This window comes from bacterium, assembly GCA_040755755.1.
GTDB lineage: Bacteria > SZUA-182 > SZUA-182 > DTGQ01 > DTGQ01 > DTGQ01.
This window is the reverse complement of the sequence record JBFLZW010000012.1, coordinates 70485-88014: the sequence shown is the minus strand read 5'-3', so window position 1 is coordinate 88014 and position 17530 is coordinate 70485. Positions and strand designations below refer to the sequence as shown.

Below are 17530 nucleotides of genomic sequence, written 5' to 3'. Positions count from 1 at the left end.
CCTGGAAGCAAGCAAAAAGTAAAAAGGCACAAGGAGGAACTTATTTTACTTTTACTTTTCAATGATATCCTCTGCGTCTCAGCGTCTCTGCGGGAGAATTACTAATTCTTATGTAAGTGCCATTCATGTTAAACCCCATACCCAATCCCCTCCAAGTTCTTCCTTATCTCCTCATCAAGCCTCACCGACTCCTTCATCTGCTCCGCAAGCTCCGAGGTCAGGCGCTTCATCTTTTCCTCAAAGACTTCATCATCTTCCTCTTCCTCAGCAACCCCGACATACCTGCCGGGAGTCAGGATATGTCCATGCTTCCTTATCTCATCCAGTTTGGCAGCCTTGCAGAATCCCGGCACATCCTCATATTCGACGCCTTCCTTGCCGCCTTCGCCTCTCCAGGCATGATAAGTCCCCGCAATCTTTGCCACTTCCTCATCAGTAAGCTCCCTGTGCCTTCTGTCAACCATCTGGCCCATGTTCCGGGCATCGATGAAAAGGACCTCACCTCTCCTGTCCCTGAACTTATGGTTCTGTTTGTTACGGGCAATAAACCAGAGACAGGCAGGAATCATGGTATTGAAAAACAACTGCGATGGCAAAGCTACCATACAATCGACAATATCAGCCTCGATTATGTTTTTCCGTATCTCGCCCTCGTTTGAGGTGTTCGAGGACATTGAGCCATTGGCAAGGACAAACCCAGCTATCCCGGTCGGAGCAAGATGATAGATGAACTGCTGTACCCAGGCAAAGTTGGCATTCCCGACAGGCGGCACACCATACTTCCACCGGATATCTTCCCTTAAAGAATCCCCTCTCCAGTCGCTGTCATTGAAGGGGGGATTGGCAAGGATAAAATCTGCCTTCAAATCCTTGTGCAGGTCATTATGGAAGGAATCCCCCCATTGGATATTTGCATCAATCCGCCTGATTGCCATGTTCATTTTGGCCAGCCGCCATGTGGTCTGGTTTGATTCCTGGCCGAAAATGGAGATATCACCGATCCTGCCGCCGTGCGCCTCGATGAATTTCTCGCTCTGGACGAACATCCCGCCGGAGCCGCAGCAGGGATCAAAGACCCTGCCCTTGTAAGGCTCAAGCATCTCGACAAGCACCTTGACTATGGATCTTGGAGTATAGAACTGGCCGCCTTTTTTACCTTCCGCATCAGCAAACTGGCCCAGGAAATACTCATAAACCCTGCCCAGGATATCCTTGCTTCTGTTCTCAGAATCCCCAAGGCCGATTGTCCCGATTAAATCAATAAGCTCTCCAAGCCTCTGCTTGTCAAGTGCAGGCCGGGCGTAATTTTTCGGCAGGACACCTTTCAGGGTAGTATTATCCTTTTCAATCTCGTCCATTGCATCATCAATGAACTTTCCAATCTCAGGCTGTTTTGCATTCTTCTGTAAATAACACCATCGTGCTATCTGTGGAACATAAAAGACATTCTCTGCCTTGTACTCGTCGGGGTCTTCAGGGTCTGCCCCATTCACCATATCAGCGGTAAGTTTTTTGTGCAGCTCATCGAAAGCATCCGAGATATATTTCAGAAATATCAGCCCAAGGACAACATGCTTATACTCAGCAGCATCCATGTTGTTCCGCAGCTTATCCGCTGCCTGCCAGAGCTTGTGGACAAAATCCAGTTCGACTTTTCCGTTGTTATTGTTGGCCATTCAAAGCACCCTCACAAAAATTTAATTGATCCCTTACCTTATCAATCCCCAATTATTCATATAGTAAGCCATTTCATTCCCCATATTGCCCAGATAAAGCTTTTCATCCCTGATGCGGATATTAACCCTGTACCTGGTTCCTTTATTTACGGTCAGGATATTCTTCTGGTCAATGTTTTTCTGAATCTCAACATAAGGAAGGACCAGGAAATGTGTCGCTTGCCCTTTCAGGACGAAGATATAAAATGTGTTATTTCTATTGTGCTTTTCAAAGGAACTTATGCGCAGGTCAAAGACATAATAATTGAACTTGTTCTCGGTAGAGGTCTTGACCTGGATGTTATATAGCCGCTCTTCCTTTGTTGCCACAATATCAAGGCCCTCATCAACACTCATTATGCTTGCATTATAGCCCCGGAAAAGAAGTTCACTGACGACAAGGTGCTCGCCAGCTCTTCCAATATACAAGCTACTCACCTTCTCTGTGTCTTCCTTTACTATTTCTTCCTGCTCTTCCTCTTCCTCTTTCTGCTCCTCTTCCGTATAATTGGGATTGATTGAAAAATAACCCTTGCCAGTCCTTACAAAGGCAGCCCTTTCATTCTTGTTCTTTATATCAGTGCTGATCTGGGCGTTCATGGAAGCTTCAGGAGTAGCGCCGGAAGTCTCAATAAGGTTCTGCTCCAAGGCCCTGTTTGTTATCTCTTCATAATGCAGAGGCTCTTTTGCTTCCCTGAGAATTTTTATTGCAGCAAGCCTGAAAGACGTCATAAATAAGCCAATTCCTTTAAAGAATTAATAAACCTTTTCCCGGTAATACCCTGTAGGGTTTATACTCTCTTAATCAGGTGCTTATGCACAATCACCGGAGCAACAGCAATCGTCACAAGAAACAGCCCCCATGTCCTTCCTGCGAGGATATTATAGTCCGCAAGCAGTGCTTCCCAGGGATGGCCCATTATATAATGCCCGAACAGGAACTCAAAGCCTATAGTCAGAACCAGCCACATAAGACCAAGAATTACCGTATCTTTCTGTGTATAGCCTTTTGCTCTTTTCAAGAACAGATAGGTCACTATGAGAGTGTATGCAATTGCCACAGGCAGCAGTATCGCCCGTGCAACGGTGCCGTTCATGCCGGTGTATGGAATAAAGAATGCCTCCCTGAATGCTCCGAACATGACCGTCAGTATCAGGAGGATAAACCAGACGCCAATTCCGTAAAGGTAGAATCTTTTGGTCATTTTAACGTACCAGGATTTCTTCCTGTGACTCCGGCTTTTTATCTCCGAACATAGGTAATTGTCTTCGATTGCTTGAATTCGCCATTGTCTATGAATCCTTTACAAATCCTCAAGGCGCATCCGTTTCCGAGGCTTTCGCCGACAATCCACGGCTGGCAGCTTCCAGCGGCCCCAGCTTGTTTTGCACCACGTCCCAGACAATGGTAAGGTTGATCACGAAGTATTCATGGGCGAGGATATTGCGGAGCGATCTGATCTTGCGCCATTCGATTTGGGGGGCGTTTTTCAAAACTTCATCGGGCAGCTTGCCTGCTGCTTCACCAATGATTTCAAGATTTCAAACCACGGCGTCCTGCGTTTTCCTATCCTTCGAAAAAGCCTCCATGCTCATATCCTGCACGTAGGAACGAATTTGTTTTATAGCTTCTATTATGTCGTCGAGATAAAGCCGGAAATCACGCATAAACTACCTCACGGGCGATAACCGGCTTGAGGCGGGGTTTGACTGAATCAGCCAGGACGAGGTCAACGGACCGCCCCAGGTTATCTTCAAGGTAGAACTTCAAATCCAGGTAATGATCAAATGTGGGTTGGTCAAGGTTCACCAGAATATCGATATCACTGGCTTCGGTGGCCTGGTCACGACAGAAGGACCCAAACAGCCCGATCTTCCGAACCGAAAAGCGCTCCATAAGCTCCTGCTTATGTTCTGAAAGGAAGTTCAACACTTCAAGTTTGTTCAACATCCTTCTCTCTTCACTCATAATCAGGCTCCCGCAAGGTGGTTGAACTGGAGGTAGCTGGGCCAGTCTATCTTCAGCATTCTTTCGGGCTGGTCATACCTCCCGGCGAAACTTTTAATCATCTGGTCGAGGATGAGGATATCAATATCAGACATCGTCATAGTTGTTAAGAATGGAGTAATATTAAATAGTGTACTGGATGTTTTAAGTAATTTCAAGGGAATAACTTGAACATACACATTACTCTGTAAGCGCTTAATTAACCATATCTAACGAGAAAAGTAAATGTGTCTCATACACCATATCTGAAGAAGAGCTTGGAAACCAGCAGGTAAAATAGAGCGAGCCTTCGGTGACGTGAGTCTCTTGCCTGGTTGTCGATATTTTCTACCGTGAAAGCAGAATAAGCTCCCTGACACCCTTCCTGATCATCATCACGGCCATGGCTGCCAGGAACAGATTGACAATCCTGGAGAGAACTTCAGCTCCTGCCTCGCCGATCACCGATAGAATCACGTCCGAGAGGGCAAGGACTACGCCTACTAAAGCGATATTGAGGGCTACGGCACTGATCACTACCGATAATCTATAGGTATCCATCAGAATCAGCAGGGTAGTCAAAACCGCAGGGCCGGCAATAAGAGGTGTGCCGATGGGAACCACGCCCGAATATTTTGCCACCGGGACTCCCCGTCTCCTGTCATGGGTTATCAGGCCATCCATAGCCAGAATGAAAAGGATGATTCCACCGGCCACCATGAAATCCCCTCCGGTGATGCCGAGCCAGGCGAAAAGCGCCTTTCCCAGAAAGATAAACCCCAGGCAGAGCCCAAGAGAGGTAATCATCGATTCAAGAATAATCTTACGCCTCTCCGCTCTCGCCAGCCTTCGGGTCAGGGCGATGAACACGGACAATACACCCACAGCGTCCATAGCCACAAAAATGGGGACAAATGCAAGAGAGATTGCTTTGAGCATATCTCCTCCGGCTTGAGAGTGGTTCTCTTACGTCACTCGCTCAGGGCGATGTCCAGAACTTCATCCACTCGATCAACGTATTTAAAATCGATCCCTTCTATCAGTTGTGGAGAAATCTCCTCCACATCGACCCGGTTCCGGAAAGGAAGAACAACCATCCTGATACCTGCCCGCTTGGCAGCGAGGACTTTCTCTTTAATGCCGCCAACCGGCAGAACCAGACCGGCAAGAGTGACCTCTCCGGTCATGGCCACCTCTTTTTTCACCGGGCGGCCGCTTAAGATAGAAGCAATAGCGGTAGCGATGGCGGTTCCGGCTGAAGGTCCATCTTTCGGGATAGCACCTGCTGGCACATGGATATGCAGATCACTCTGATCGTAAAAGTTCTCCTTGATTCCATACCGGCTGGCAATGGATCGGACATACGATAATGCGGTCTTGACTGACTCCTGCATGACCTCGCCAAGTTGTCCGGTAATAGTCAATCCTTTCTTGCCGGGCATTCGTAAGGCTTCGATAAAAAGAATATCTCCACCGCTTTCGGTCCAGGCCAGGCCAGTGGCTACTCCCGGCGTAGAAGTCCGCCGGGCGGCCTCCGGGAAAATTCTCGGTGACCCCAGATATTCCCGGACCTTTTCCTGGTTAATGAATTCCTGTTGAAATCCGTTCTCCCGTGTAGCTATCTTGTAGGCTACCTTGCGGCAAACCCTGGCAATCTGCCGCTCCAGATTCCTCACTCCAGCCTCCTGGGTATAGCTGGTAATGATTTCCTGAATGGCTGAATCCTCGAACGAGATATTTTCCTCCTTGATACCATGAGCCTCGATTTGTTTGGGAATAAGATAATTTTTGGCAATATTGATCTTTTCTTCATTGATATAGCCAGGCAGCCGCAGAACCTCCATCCGGTCCAGTAAAGCCGGATGAACAGTTTGCAGTACATTGGCAGTAGCGATAAACAGCACGCCGGACAGATCAAAGGGAAGATCGACATAGTGGTCCATGAAACTTACATTCTGCTCCGGATCGAGGACCTCCAGCAGGGCTGAGGAGGGATCACCCCGAAAATCCACCCCTACCTTGTCGATTTCATCCAACATAAAAACCGGGTTATTTGTTCCAACCCGCTTGATGCTCTGCAGGATTTTTCCCGGCATGGCTCCAATATAGGTTCTCCGATGTCCCCTGATCTCCGCTTCATCCCGTATACCGCCAAGCGACATGCGGATGAATTTGCGGCCCATGGCCTTGGCAATTGACTGACCAAGAGAAGTCTTTCCTACTCCCGGCGGACCGACAAAGCACAGGATCGGCCCTTTCATATCCTGCTTGAGCTTGCGTACAGCCAGGTATTCAACCATCCGTTCCTTGACTTCCTTCAAATCATAATGGTCATGCTCCAGAATTTGCCGGGCTCTTTCCAGATTCAAATTATCCTGGGTCGATATCCGCCAGGGAAGGTCCATCAACCAGTCAAGGTAGGTCCGAATCACGACATATTCCGGGGCTGCACTGGGGATAGTCTCCATCCGGCTTAATTCCTTTTCGGCTACGCTCCGCACTTCATCCGGAAGATCCAAAGCATCCAGCCGGTCTCGCAATTCCTTGACTTCCGCTTCCTGAGCACTGCTTTCCCCAAGCTCTTTCTTAATGGCTTTCATCTGCTCCCGCAGGAAGTATTCCCGTTGGCTTTTGGAAATCTCGTCAGCCACTTCGGACTGGATTTTTCCTCCCAGTTCCAGAATTTGTATTTCCTTGTTCAATAAGGCCAATAGTTGCTGGAGCTTCAACTCCAGACCCTCAGTTTCCAGTATCCGCTGTCTCTCCTCGGCCTTGATGTTGATAATGGAAGCGATCATGTAAACAATCGAGAAAGGGTCTTCCAAATTGGAAACCGCAGATCCCAGCTCATCAGGAAGATATGAGCTCAAGGCAACGATCCGCTGAAAGTTATCATTTAAGTTCCGAAGCAGGGCCTCGGTCCGATTGGTCTTCACGTAGGTTTCTTCGATGATTTCAATCTGGCCGACCAAATACGGCTCTGTCTGAGTAATCTCTCCCAGTCGGATCTTTTTTAACCCCTGAACCAAAAGCCGGAGGCTTGAATCAGGCATTTTCACCAGTTTCAGAATGCCGACGGCAGTTCCTATATGATAGACATCATCAAAACCGACTTCCTCTCCCTTGGAGGATTCTGCTTTGATTAAAAACGTTCCGATAATCCGGTCTCTTTCCATAGCTGACTGCACTGCGGCTACAGACTTCTTCTTGCCGATCACCAGGGGTGAAGCCGTATACGGCAAAACAATAGTATTTTTTAATGGCTGAACCGGGATTACCCTGCCAATCTTACCAAAGTGATAATCTTCTATATCGTTTATTTCCATGAGTCCATTTCCTCGGATACTGATATCTTAGTCTTTGATATTATTTATGCTTTTACTATTATACACCTTCCTTTCACTCAACGCTACTCCCCAACCCTTATAGTAGTCGTACTCTCGTGCAGCTTTCTGCTACATTCTTTTGGCAGTCGTATGGTTAAAAAACCGTCTTCGTAGTAACCCCGTATTCCATCCCTGTCAATCTTAAAGGGAATATGAATAACCCGCTCAAAAACGCCATATTCAACTTCCAACTGATGATAAAGGACATTTTCCCCTTTCATTCTCTCCTTCCGCTGCCCCCAGACCACAAGGCAATCATCTTTGTACCCGATCTGAATGTCACGTTGGCTGAGTCCTGCCAATTCCACTTCGATAATGACCTCAGAGCTCAATTCATAGACATTGGTAAAAGGATACCATCCTCTCTTCCGGGGAAAGAACAAAGGTTTTTGAGGATAAAATAAATCATAGAAAACTCTTTCCATATATGAGCAGCTAACTTCGAACTTCCCGCCTTTGCCTTCTACCTCGATTTCATTCATAGACAAGCCTCCCCAACCTCAGATACTTCTGTAGTAAATACCTTGAATCGAAATCACCAAAACAGGTTTTATTGCATAATCAGGTTCAATATTAAAATTTCGGTAGATTTTTACCAAGGTGATCACGAAAAAGATTCAGGCCACTAAAAATTGGTTTTTATCTTTTCCGATTCGGTGAAAAAGGTGTGATAATAGTGAAAAGAAAAAAAGCGGGATGGTGAAGGTAAGCCCGCACCATTAACTGATGAGCTGTTTTCCAAAGCCCTTGATTAAAACTTATAACCCAATACTGGTCGTGATTTGATCCAGGAATTTCTGACATAAAAACTGACTGCAAACAGCGCAGGATTCTAATCCTTTTTCATAAACACAACAGCGAAAAATCGGACATCTGCCCCAAAACATGATTCCCTTTTGCTTTGGACAACCAAGGCATTTATCTTTGTAAAATTGACAATCCCCACAGTTCAATCCACAGATGGCTTCTAATATCTCACTGATTTTTCCACTCGTGGAGTCGCTGTTTTCCGTACTGACCTGACCTTCCATCTTGAGTTCCCCCTCCTTATAATGATGGAATGAAAAATAAAGTCATTATAAATGTTTTTATAGACGTTATTTTCGCTATTCCCTTATGATTTTTCTGAGGGGAGAAATTTGGGGAAGGAATAAACCAGGAAAAGGGTAAGAATAACGATTTTCAGGGAAACATCGAAAGTCCTATTCAATCAAGCTCTTATCATTGGCTTCCTTCTTCCTTATCTATGGATTTCAATTTCTTTTCAGCTATCCTGGCCTGTTCGGAATCAGGTGCTTTCTTGATTACCTGCTTAAGAAGGATCTTAGCCTCCTTTATCCTGCCGATAGCATGAAAAGAGAGAGCCTGCTTCAACAATGCTGCTGTCAGTTTGTCTCCCTTGGGGTAATTCTGAATTACCTTCTCGTATTCCAGGATCGCTTTCTCATAGTTTTTCTGGTTAAAGAAAGATTCCGCAATCCAGAATTGAGCGTTATCCGCCAGCTTGCTCTTGGGAAAATGATCCAAAAATGCCAGGAACTTGCTTTGGGCTGCCGGCCAATCCTGCTGGACAAAAGCCTGATGAGCTTCCTCGTAGGTACCTTTTTCGTCAGTTTTTTCAGGTTGTTCCGGAGAAGAGACAGCAGGAGGGTTACCGGATGAATCCGGGAGAGGAACTGGTTCGGAAGTATTCGTCTTTTCCAGTTCCTCTCCCGGAGGGGTCAACGCTGATCGAGGAGATAATTCCTCGAATTTTTTCCTGGTCTCTTCCTGAAATTGAATAAATTTCCTTCTCTCACTCTCGATTTCCTGGGACAGATATTGAAATCTCTGATCAAACTTTTTCCACAGGTTCATATCTTCCTGTTCAGCCGTAATATGGGAGCGAGCCTCCTCTTGCAGATTGTTGAGCCTGGCTTCCAAATCCGCTAACCGTCTGACATGGTCTGGAATCTGACCTTCCCTGTTCTCCAACTGCTTCAAGCGATTCTCAAGATCATAAACCTGATTGGACAGCTCACTGACCTGAAGGATCGCCTTATTAACATGGGGTTTTAAGTCCAGAACCTCCTGCTGGGTAGCGCAGCCATTCACGAAAAATAAGCCCCACAATCCTAAGCCGAACCAGAACACTATGAAACTTTTTCTGTCCCACGATATCATAATAAATTCTTCCCTTTTGGTCCTAATCGTGCAGGATTCACCCTAACTTAGGGAAGGATGACGATATGAGCACGACGGTTTTTTGCCCAGGCCTCCTCATTTTGCCCTGGATCGAGCGGCCTTTCTTCTCCGTAGCTGATCGTGGAGATTTTATCGGCGGATATTCCCAAGGAAACCAGATAATCCTTTACACTGGCAGCCCTTCTTTCACCGAGAGCCAGATTGTAGCTTGTGGAGCCCCGCTCATCACAATGTCCCTCGACCTGAATTTTTGCCTCGGGAGATTTTTTCAACAGCTCGGCATTGGCATTCAAAATCTCACGGGCAGTGTCGGTAAGCTCAGAGCGGTCAAAATCGAAGTTGACATCTTTGAGTGCGGAGCTTTCCAAAACTGCACCTTCAATCCCTGGCTGCTCACTCCTGGTAAGAGTCTTCTCGAGCTCACCCTCTTTGATTTCTCCTTCCGGAGCTGGTGCAGGCTGTTCCTCGGCAGGTTTAGCTTCAGTTGGTTTAGCTACCTCTTCGGCTTCGGGAGCTACGGGGGCTTCTGTCTTGATCTTCTTGGCACAAGCTCCACACAGACTGAACAGGCAAACTACAACCAAAAGACTCAAGTACCCTCTCACCGTTTTCATAATAAAAGCATCCTCTCTTAGCATAAAAAGACCTCCTTCTCATAAGGTAAAAATGTTATAATAACTGATTAAAATATAAATATGGCACTACTCTACTTATCTTCAGTTAAGCCTGACTTATTCCAAATGTGGTGACCATGCGGGGTTGGTTGACTCCCCCCGAAAAACTGTCAATTTCCTCTGATAGGTACCATTAATACTCATGACATAGATAGCCGCCCCTCCCTCCTTTGTAGAGCTGAAGGCAAGATACCGCCCGTCCGGAGACCAGGCAGGATCCTCGTAACTACCCGGTCCCTGGGTTAATTGTCGGACCTGTTCTCCGTCAGGCGTAGCCAGAAAGATCTTAAAAGATCCATTGTGACGACTACAATAAGCAATCCAGTCTCCTTTTGGAGACCAGGCAGGAGAGACATTATATCTCCCCTGGTAAGACAATCTCCTGGTAGTTTTTCCCTTGATAGTCATGATATAAACCTGCGGCCCCCCCGTCTGGTCAGACACGTAGGCCACCTGGCTTCCGTCAGGTGACCATGAAGGCGAAGCATGATTAGCTGACCCCGATGTCAGGGGAATGGCACTTTTCTCTCCAACCTTGGTCAGGAAAAGATGTGATCGGTCATTCTGCTTCAACATGAGTATCATCTTCTCACCATCGGAGTCATAAAACCAGGTTGGGCAGGCGTTTATTCCATTCCGATAGGAAATTCGATAATCTCTCCCTGAGGCAAGATCAATGGCATAAAGATCAGGATTCCTCTTGATAAAGGAAGTATAGAGTAATCTCTTGCCATCCGGTGTCCACCGGGGTAAGATATTAATTGACTTATTGCGGGTAACCTGTTGGAGGTTTTCCCCATCGAAATCTATCAAATAAATTTTCTTATTTCCCGTCTTTTTTGAAACAAAAGCAATTCGGGTATCAAATATGCCCTTTTCTCCGGTAATCTGAAAGACAATCTCGTTGGCGATTCGATGGGCAATACGACGCCATTCAGATATCTTTCCCTCATAGCGGGTACCCTTGATGAATTTTTTTTCCACCAGATCATAGAGCCGAAAACTCCCCATCAAAGAGTTTCCTGATACCCGGAAACTGCCGGTAACCAGGGCATCCACTCCGCTCCCGTCCCAGACATCAAACTCGGAGCGTTCCAAAAAACTCCTGGTTACCTGAGCCTGGGCTGGAAAATCTTTTGGCGCGGTGACCCGAAAAAATCCAGACAGCGTAAGATCATTCATCACCACCCGCTGGATACTCTGGGCAATCTCCCGTTCACCGTCTATCTTTTGGGGAGAAGCAAAATCAGCCACTGCAATGGGAAAAGGAGCAAGTTCCGGATTCGTAATAGTATCCAGGTAAACCTTCCCCTGGCCATATCCCGGATACATCAGTAAAAGGAAGGCACAAACCACGATGAGAAGCCCAAAAGCTTTCTTTATCCAGAGATTCTGCAAACTATAAAACATTCCTCTTCCTGCGTCAATCAGTTTCTCAGGGAACGAATGAAACTTCAAACTCCTCCGACTCAACATCCATTTCTGAAGGGAAGGGAGGAAAGTGCCCGACTCGCTTGATTGCCAGCCAGGCAGAATTGTCGAATGCCGAATTTCCGGAGCTTTTCACAAATTCCATCTCCAGAATGGAGCCATCTTTTGCAAGGTGCACCACAATCCGGACTTCCATTTCTTTCTCACGGTCGAAAGCGATATCGGAAATAGACCAGTGCGACTTGATTAATGACCAAACTTGCGCCCGATATAACTCGCTTTCCCGGCTGCTCGCAAATCCCTGGGACAGGAAGCTGATCCGCTCATCAATCAGTTCTTCTTCCGCAGATTCCTGCTCAAGCTCAGTGGCCTTCTGCTGAAGCAGCTTTTTCTTGATCTCGTCCACCGATGCCCGCACCGACTCCGCTGCCTTTTTTTGGTCTTCTTCCTGATTCAACTGAGCAATAGCTTTCTGCACCTCTTTGTAGTCGAGGGCAGGGTCTTGAGCTTTCACCTTTTCTTTCTTGAGCGGAGCAGCAGTCTTCACTTTTTCCTTGGGCACCTTTATTGTTTCAGGCTTCTTGGCAGCTACCTTTTGGGGCTCTTTCTTCGGTGACACTTTCTTCACTTTTATCTCGTCAGGGTGCACCTTCCTGCTTCCTGCCGGCGCTTTCTGTTGAATGAGAGCTACGGCGTAGAAGGTTGGACGTCGCATCTTCGCTTTCGGTTTTAAAAGTGAACTCATTCCAGCCAAGGCCGCATGGAGGCACAGGGAAAGAATAAAGGCAACCCTCATTGGTTTTACAATCAAAGCTAACTCTCAAGCACCAGGTTTTCCATCAAGCGCAGCTTGTTCCAGTCATCTTACAGAGATATCTCTTAAATAATCTGATTATTGTATTGAACTATTCATTTTTTGTCAATGAGCTTTCATAGTTCCTGTGAACCATTTTTTTATCAAGGCCGCAGCTTCGTCAACTTCGAAAATTGGCCGATGATCAGGTTTGATTCCCAGCAGTTCCAGGTTATAACCCAAAACCGTTATCTGAGGCAATTCCAGGCCAAAGGACAACAGATCCGTCGGCTTGGCAAAAACCTCATAGGGAGTGCCCTGACAAGCGATCTTTCCCTGATGCACAACAATCAGCCTATCTACCAGGAGAGCTAACTTTTCCACCTCGTGCGAGATGACAATAATGCTGAGCTTGAATCGCTGCCGAAGCCCATGAATGAGATTCCAGATCCTCTGACTTGCCATGATATCCAGTCCGGCTGTCGGCTCATCCAGAATGAGGATTTTCGGCTCCATTATCAAAGCCGCAGCCAGACTTATCAGTCGTTTTTCTCCTCCTCCCAATTCAAAGGGAGATCGATGGACAAGGCTTTCTTCATCCAGGTTCAATCCCAGTTCCCTGATTGTATCTCCGATCTTCCGGTGTATTATTTCCCTGTCAATTCCGCATCTTTCCAAGCCGAATGATAATTCCTGGTACAGAGAGCCGGTAAAAAACTGATCTTCAGGAAACTGGGGGACCAGAGCCACAGCTTTTCGATAGGCTGCCAGGACCGTTTTGGAAGCGTATATATTTTTTCCATCAGCCAGGATAGTTCCCTCAGAAGGCTTCGATAATCCGGCCAATAGATTGGCCAGAGTAGATTTTCCCGCCCCGTTTACACCCACAATACCCGAAATTTGAGATGGCAAAACCTCTAAGCAAATACCGGAAAGTGCGTATTCGTGCCCTTTCAGGCAATGCTGATACCGGTAGGAACAGCCACGTGCCTCAACTTTCATTTTTTATCTTTTTCAGAGCCTGAAGTAACTGGTCAACCGTATAAACCGGATGGGCAATCGCAATACCTTCCTCCTGCAACACCTTTACCAGTCTGACAACCGGGGGAACTTCAATACCCCATTGAGCTGCATCATCCGGCCTCTGCAAGAGCTCCACAAAGGAACCCTGCCAGATAACTCTTCCAGCAGATAAGGCTACAATCCGCTCGGCTATGGTAAGCTCTTCGAAGCCTTGAGCAAGATATATAATAGTCGTACCCGCCTGGTGGAGGCGATGGATCAGGGTTAATACTTCCCTCTTCCCCTGAGCATCAAGATAAGAGATCGGCTCATCCACAACCAGATACCGCAGACCCCGGATTATCATCGCCGCCAGGGCTATTTTTTGTTTCTGGCCGCCGGACAAATGATGGATGGGAAACTGCCGGTAGTCCTTCATTTCCAAAAATTCCAGAATATCCGCAACTTCTTTTTCAATCTGAAAAGCATCGATCGGTAAACTTTCCAGACTGAACGTAAGGTCTTCTTCCACGGTTGGGAAAATTATTTGATCTTCGGGATTGGAAAAGATCAAACCGATCGTCCTGGTCAGCAGTTTGTGGTCCCAGTGAACAAGATTCAATCCCTCGATTAAAACCTGACCTGACGATGGGGTTAACAGCCCGGATATGATCTGCCCCAGGGTACTTTTACCTGAATTGTTCGGCCCGACAATGGCGGTAAAGCTTCCCGTCGGGATAGCCAGATTGATATCTTCGAGAGCCAGGGTTTTTTGACCCATCGGCCCGGCATAAGAGTGATTTACCTGGCGAAGACAAATCATGGCTGGAAGGTGATGAGAAAAATCATGATAAGCAGTATCTGGTGAACAAAAAAAGCAGGAATATCCTGCTTTTTTTGTTTATTCACCTTGTATCAAACGTGCAGGGCTGATTGCTGGCTTTCCAGTCTTATTAGGCCTCGGTTTCCTTCTTTTCCGCCTGTTCTTTTCCACCCAGGCCAAGGAGATCGACCATAGCCATAAACGCGCCATCGCCCTTTCTTGGCCCGATTTTAATCAGACGGACATATCCACCAGCTTTTTCCCGGTAATAGGGAGCAATCTCTTTAAACAGTTTCTTCACGACTTCCTTTTTGGTAACAAACCGCAGGATCATCCTGCGGGCATGCAAGGTATCGCTTTTAGCGGTAGTAATAATTTTTTCTGCAATTCTTCGCGTTTCCTTGGCCCGGGCTTCCGTAGTCACGATCCGATTGTGATCAAGGAGCGAGGTAACGAGATTCTTGAGCATTGCCTTACGGGCACTGGAATCACGATTCAGTTTCCTTTTATCAAGCTTATGCCGCATATCTTCAGATCCTCTGCTATTTCCTGTTATCAGGATGATTCGACTTCAGTCTCTTCACTTTTATCAACTTTTTCCTCTTTGCTCTCGACAGGCGGGAAATTATCCAGTTTCATGCCCAGGTGCAATCCCATGTCCGCGAGAATTCCCTTGATGGAGTTAAGTGATTTCCTTCCAAAATTCTTGGTTTTCAGCATTTCACTTTCAGTCCGCTGCACCAATTCCCCAATTGTCCGAATATTAGCATTTTTGAGACAATTATAAGCCCTTACTGAAAGTTCCAGCTCATCTACACTCTTCAGGAGATTTTCATTGAACTTGGGCTCTTCCTTGGCTTTGACTTCTTCCTCGGGTTTGGAAATTTCTTCCTCTTTATCTTCGAAGTTAACAAAGATACTGTAATGATCCTTCAATATTTTTGCGGCATGAGCGACAGCATCGGCAGGAGCGATACTTCCGTCAGTCCAGACTTGCAGCTTCAGTTTCTCGTATTCAGTAGACTGTCCTAAACGAGTATTCACGACCTGAAAGTTAACCTTCCTTACCGGTGAAAAGATGGCATCTATGGGAATAACTCCTACCGGCTGATTTTCCTCTTTATTTCTCTCTGCCGGGAAATAACCGATTCCCTGTTTAACAAATAGTTCCATGTTCAAAACGCCATCTTTATCGAGATCAGCGATGTGAAGCTCAGGATTCAGGATTTCAACATCTGCATCATGGTCGATGTCAGCAGCAGTCACTTCGTGGGGGCCGATTTTTCGAATAGTAATCGTTTTTGGACGATCGACATGACACTTTATTCGAAGCTCTTTGATGTTTAAAATAATTTCGGTGACATCTTCGATAACCCCCGATAACGAAGAAAATTCATGCAGGGCTCCTTCGATTCTGACCGCTGTCACCGCAGAACCCTGAATGCTGGACAATAGTACTCTTCGTAAAGAGTTCCCAATGGTTACGCCAAATCCCCGCTCGAAGGGTTCTGCAGAAAATTCACCATAAGTGTTTGTTAGTGTGCTTAAATCACACTCTAGCCTTTTTGGTTTTTGTAAACCTTTAAACTGCAGCATTAAGTCTTGCCCTCCGTAGCTTTATTTTGAATATAATTCTACGATTAACTGCTCCTGAATTGGCAGTGTAATATCATCTCGGCTTGGAAGACTTTTTACTATTCCAATAAATTTTTCAGGGTTGACCTCCAGCCATTGAGGGATGCCGCGATGTGCCGCCGAGTCCATCGATTCTTTAATCCATTCGATTTTCCTGCTCTTTTCGATGAGCTCAATGGTGTCTCCCTGCTTTAGTTGATAGGAGGTAATATTCACTTTTCGGCCATTGACCGTAAAATGACCATGAGTGATCAATTGCCGGGCTCCATTTCTGGAGGAAGCAAATCCAAGCCGATAGATAACATTATCCAACCGCGTTTCTAATAAGGTTAGAAGGTACTTGCCGGTGACACCCGGCTTCCTTTCTGCCTTATGAAAATAACTTCTGAATTGACTTTCAAGTATGCTATATATTCTTTTAGCTTTCTGTTTTTCTCTTAATTGTAATCCATACCCGGAGCTTTTGGGTCTTGCCTGTCCATGCTGCCCAGGTGGATAATTTCTTCTTTCAATCGCACATTTATCAGTATAGCACCTGTCTCCCTTGAGAAACAGTTTCATGCCTTCACGACGGCATAAACGACAAACAGGGCCTCGATATCTAGCCAATTTCCAATTTCTCCTTTCTACACTCTCCGCCTTTTGGGAGGTCTGCACCCATTATGCGGAATCGGGGTAACATCTTTTATCGAGCTTATTTCAAGGCCAACTGCCTGCAAGGCTCTAATAGCTGCCTCTCTTCCAGCACCAGGACCTTTGACATTGACTTCCAATTGTCGCATGCCCTGCTCCATAGCTTTCTTGGCACAAGCTTCAGCAGCCATTTGCGCAGCGAATGGTGTACTTTTCCGAGAACCCTTGAACCCCAGGCTTCCTGCGCTGGACCAAGACAATACGTCCCCCTCAACGGTAGTAATAGTGATAACGGTATTGTTAAAGGTTGACTGAATATGAGCTACGCCAACCGGGATATTCTTTTTTTCTTTTTTTTGGCCTCTCTTCTTAACTTGGGCCATGTTATGCTACCTCCTTTACCGGAATAATAACCATCGGCTCGATTTCCAGCTTATGATTTATTTCTTGGTTGCTTTTTTCTTTCCACCGACTGTGGCTCGCTTCGGACCCTTTCTCGTTCTCGCATTGGTATGGGTTCGCTGCCCTCTTACCGGCATTGATCGACGATGACGCATGCCGCGATAAGATCCGATGTCCATGAGTCTTTTGATATTCATGGAAATCTCTCTTCTCAAATCTCCTTCAACCTTGAAATTGGCGATCTGATCCCGTATCCGGGTGATTTCCTCCTCAGTAAGCTTTCCAATCTTTGTATCCTTCGATACCTGTGCCTTTTCAAGAATGAGTTGGGATCGTGACCTTCCGATTCCATAGATGTATGTGAGTCCGATCTCGGCTCTTTTATTTTTTGGTAAGTCTACACCCGCAATACGTGCCAAGACACTCCTCCCTGGAATAAAATTAAAATTTTATCATGAAATTCTCTACCCATATCACTTACCATGTGATCATCCCGTTTCGGCAAAAATACCGGCCTTTTAGCCCTGTCTCTGCTTATGCCGAGGATTTTCACAAATAACCCGGATGATACCCCTTCGCCGAATAATCTTGCATTTTTTACAAATTGCCTTTACGGAACTTCTCACCTTCATAGATTTATTGACCTTTACTTGAATCGATAAATGATTCTACCCTTGGTTAAGTCATAAGAAGAAAGCTCTACCAGCACCCTGTCACCACGAAGGATCCTTATAAAATTTTTTCTCATTTTTCCAGAAATATGGGCGAGAACTCTGTGGCCATTTTCCAGCTCAACCCGGAACATAGCGTTGGGGAGGGGCTCTACGACTACCCCCTCTACCTCGATCGCCCCTTCCTTTGACAT

General features: G+C 46.3%; 22 protein-coding genes and 1 pseudogene. All 23 read right to left on the bottom strand.

Annotated features, from left to right (window positions below; translation table 11 throughout):
• Positions 1-128: 128 nt before the first annotated feature.
• The 23 genes and pseudogenes from AB1611_04545 to infA all read right to left on the bottom strand — a co-directional run bounded on the left by AB1611_04545 (position 129) and on the right by infA (position 17530).
• Positions 129-1676 carry a class I SAM-dependent DNA methyltransferase gene (locus AB1611_04545; GenBank protein ID MEW6378858.1) on the bottom strand — a complete coding sequence of 516 codons (1548 nt, stop codon included), beginning with the start codon at positions 1674-1676 and terminating at the stop codon, positions 129-131.
• A 33-nt stretch (positions 1677-1709) separates the two neighbouring features.
• Complete coding sequence (locus AB1611_04540) at positions 1710-2447, bottom strand: HTH domain-containing protein (protein ID MEW6378857.1); 738 nt, start codon at positions 2445-2447, stop codon at positions 1710-1712.
• A gap of 59 nt (positions 2448-2506) precedes the next feature.
• Positions 2507-2920 (bottom strand): hypothetical protein, encoded by a 414-nt coding sequence (locus AB1611_04535; protein MEW6378856.1) that lies wholly within the window; start codon positions 2918-2920, stop codon positions 2507-2509.
• 109 nt (positions 2921-3029) lie between these two features.
• Positions 3030-3383, bottom strand: a pseudogene (locus AB1611_04530) (DUF86 domain-containing protein).
• Complete coding sequence (locus AB1611_04525; GenBank protein ID MEW6378855.1) at positions 3376-3684, bottom strand: nucleotidyltransferase family protein; 309 nt, start codon at positions 3682-3684, stop codon at positions 3376-3378. The pseudogene AB1611_04530 and the gene AB1611_04525 overlap by 8 nt, the downstream one beginning before the upstream one ends.
• Positions 3685-3686: 2 nt before the next feature.
• Entirely contained in the window at positions 3687-3824 is a 138-nt protein-coding gene (locus tag AB1611_04520) for a hypothetical protein (GenBank protein ID MEW6378854.1), read from the bottom strand.
• Between the two features lie 226 nt (positions 3825-4050).
• On the bottom strand, positions 4051-4641 hold the full coding sequence (locus AB1611_04515) for a MarC family protein (GenBank protein MEW6378853.1): 591 nt from the start codon (positions 4639-4641) through the stop codon (positions 4051-4053).
• Positions 4642-4673: 32 nt separating this feature from the next.
• Positions 4674-7028, bottom strand: a complete 2355-nt coding sequence (gene lon / locus AB1611_04510) for an endopeptidase La (protein MEW6378852.1) — start codon at positions 7026-7028, stop codon at positions 4674-4676.
• Positions 7029-7111: 83 nt separating this feature from the next.
• A complete protein-coding gene (locus tag AB1611_04505; protein MEW6378851.1) occupies positions 7112-7570 on the bottom strand; it encodes an Hsp20/alpha crystallin family protein in 459 nt (152 codons plus the stop codon).
• A gap of 276 nt (positions 7571-7846) precedes the next feature.
• A complete protein-coding gene (locus tag AB1611_04500; GenBank protein MEW6378850.1) occupies positions 7847-8119 on the bottom strand; it encodes a DUF3795 domain-containing protein in 273 nt (90 codons plus the stop codon).
• Between the two features lie 190 nt (positions 8120-8309).
• Positions 8310-9251 (bottom strand): tol-pal system protein YbgF, encoded by a 942-nt coding sequence (ybgF, locus tag AB1611_04495; GenBank protein MEW6378849.1) that lies wholly within the window; start codon positions 9249-9251, stop codon positions 8310-8312.
• 47 nt (positions 9252-9298) lie between these two features.
• Positions 9299-9910 carry a peptidoglycan-associated lipoprotein Pal gene (gene pal, locus AB1611_04490; protein MEW6378848.1) on the bottom strand — a complete coding sequence of 204 codons (612 nt, stop codon included), beginning with the start codon at positions 9908-9910 and terminating at the stop codon, positions 9299-9301.
• Between the two features lie 93 nt (positions 9911-10003).
• Entirely contained in the window at positions 10004-11356 is a 1353-nt protein-coding gene (tolB, locus tag AB1611_04485) for a Tol-Pal system beta propeller repeat protein TolB (GenBank protein MEW6378847.1), read from the bottom strand.
• A 25-nt stretch (positions 11357-11381) separates the two neighbouring features.
• A complete protein-coding gene (locus AB1611_04480) occupies positions 11382-12092 on the bottom strand; it encodes a TonB family protein (protein MEW6378846.1) in 711 nt (236 codons plus the stop codon).
• A gap of 204 nt (positions 12093-12296) precedes the next feature.
• Positions 12297-13172 (bottom strand): ATP-binding cassette domain-containing protein, encoded by an 876-nt coding sequence (locus AB1611_04475; protein MEW6378845.1) that lies wholly within the window; start codon positions 13170-13172, stop codon positions 12297-12299.
• Positions 13162-13953: an ATP-binding cassette domain-containing protein gene (locus tag AB1611_04470; GenBank protein MEW6378844.1), complete on the bottom strand. Its 792-nt coding sequence runs from the start codon at positions 13951-13953 to the stop codon at positions 13162-13164. The genes AB1611_04475 and AB1611_04470 overlap by 11 nt, the downstream gene beginning before the upstream one ends.
• A 172-nt stretch (positions 13954-14125) precedes the next feature.
• On the bottom strand, positions 14126-14521 hold the full coding sequence (gene rplQ, locus AB1611_04465; GenBank protein ID MEW6378843.1) for a 50S ribosomal protein L17: 396 nt from the start codon (positions 14519-14521) through the stop codon (positions 14126-14128).
• Positions 14522-14550: 29 nt separating this feature from the next.
• Positions 14551-15591, bottom strand: coding sequence for a DNA-directed RNA polymerase subunit alpha (locus AB1611_04460; GenBank protein MEW6378842.1), 1041 nt, complete (start codon positions 15589-15591; stop codon positions 14551-14553).
• 21 nt (positions 15592-15612) lie between these two features.
• On the bottom strand, positions 15613-16239 hold the full coding sequence (rpsD, locus tag AB1611_04455; protein ID MEW6378841.1) for a 30S ribosomal protein S4: 627 nt from the start codon (positions 16237-16239) through the stop codon (positions 15613-15615).
• Positions 16240-16256: 17 nt separating this feature from the next.
• Positions 16257-16646, bottom strand: coding sequence for a 30S ribosomal protein S11 (rpsK, locus tag AB1611_04450; GenBank protein ID MEW6378840.1), 390 nt, complete (start codon positions 16644-16646; stop codon positions 16257-16259).
• Between the two features lie 57 nt (positions 16647-16703).
• Positions 16704-17084 carry a 30S ribosomal protein S13 gene (gene rpsM / locus AB1611_04445; GenBank protein MEW6378839.1) on the bottom strand — a complete coding sequence of 127 codons (381 nt, stop codon included), beginning with the start codon at positions 17082-17084 and terminating at the stop codon, positions 16704-16706.
• Between the two features lie 99 nt (positions 17085-17183).
• Complete coding sequence (gene rpmJ / locus AB1611_04440) at positions 17184-17297, bottom strand: 50S ribosomal protein L36 (GenBank protein ID MEW6378838.1); 114 nt, start codon at positions 17295-17297, stop codon at positions 17184-17186.
• 14 nt (positions 17298-17311) lie between these two features.
• On the bottom strand, positions 17312-17530 hold the full coding sequence (infA, locus tag AB1611_04435) for a translation initiation factor IF-1 (protein ID MEW6378837.1): 219 nt from the start codon (positions 17528-17530) through the stop codon (positions 17312-17314).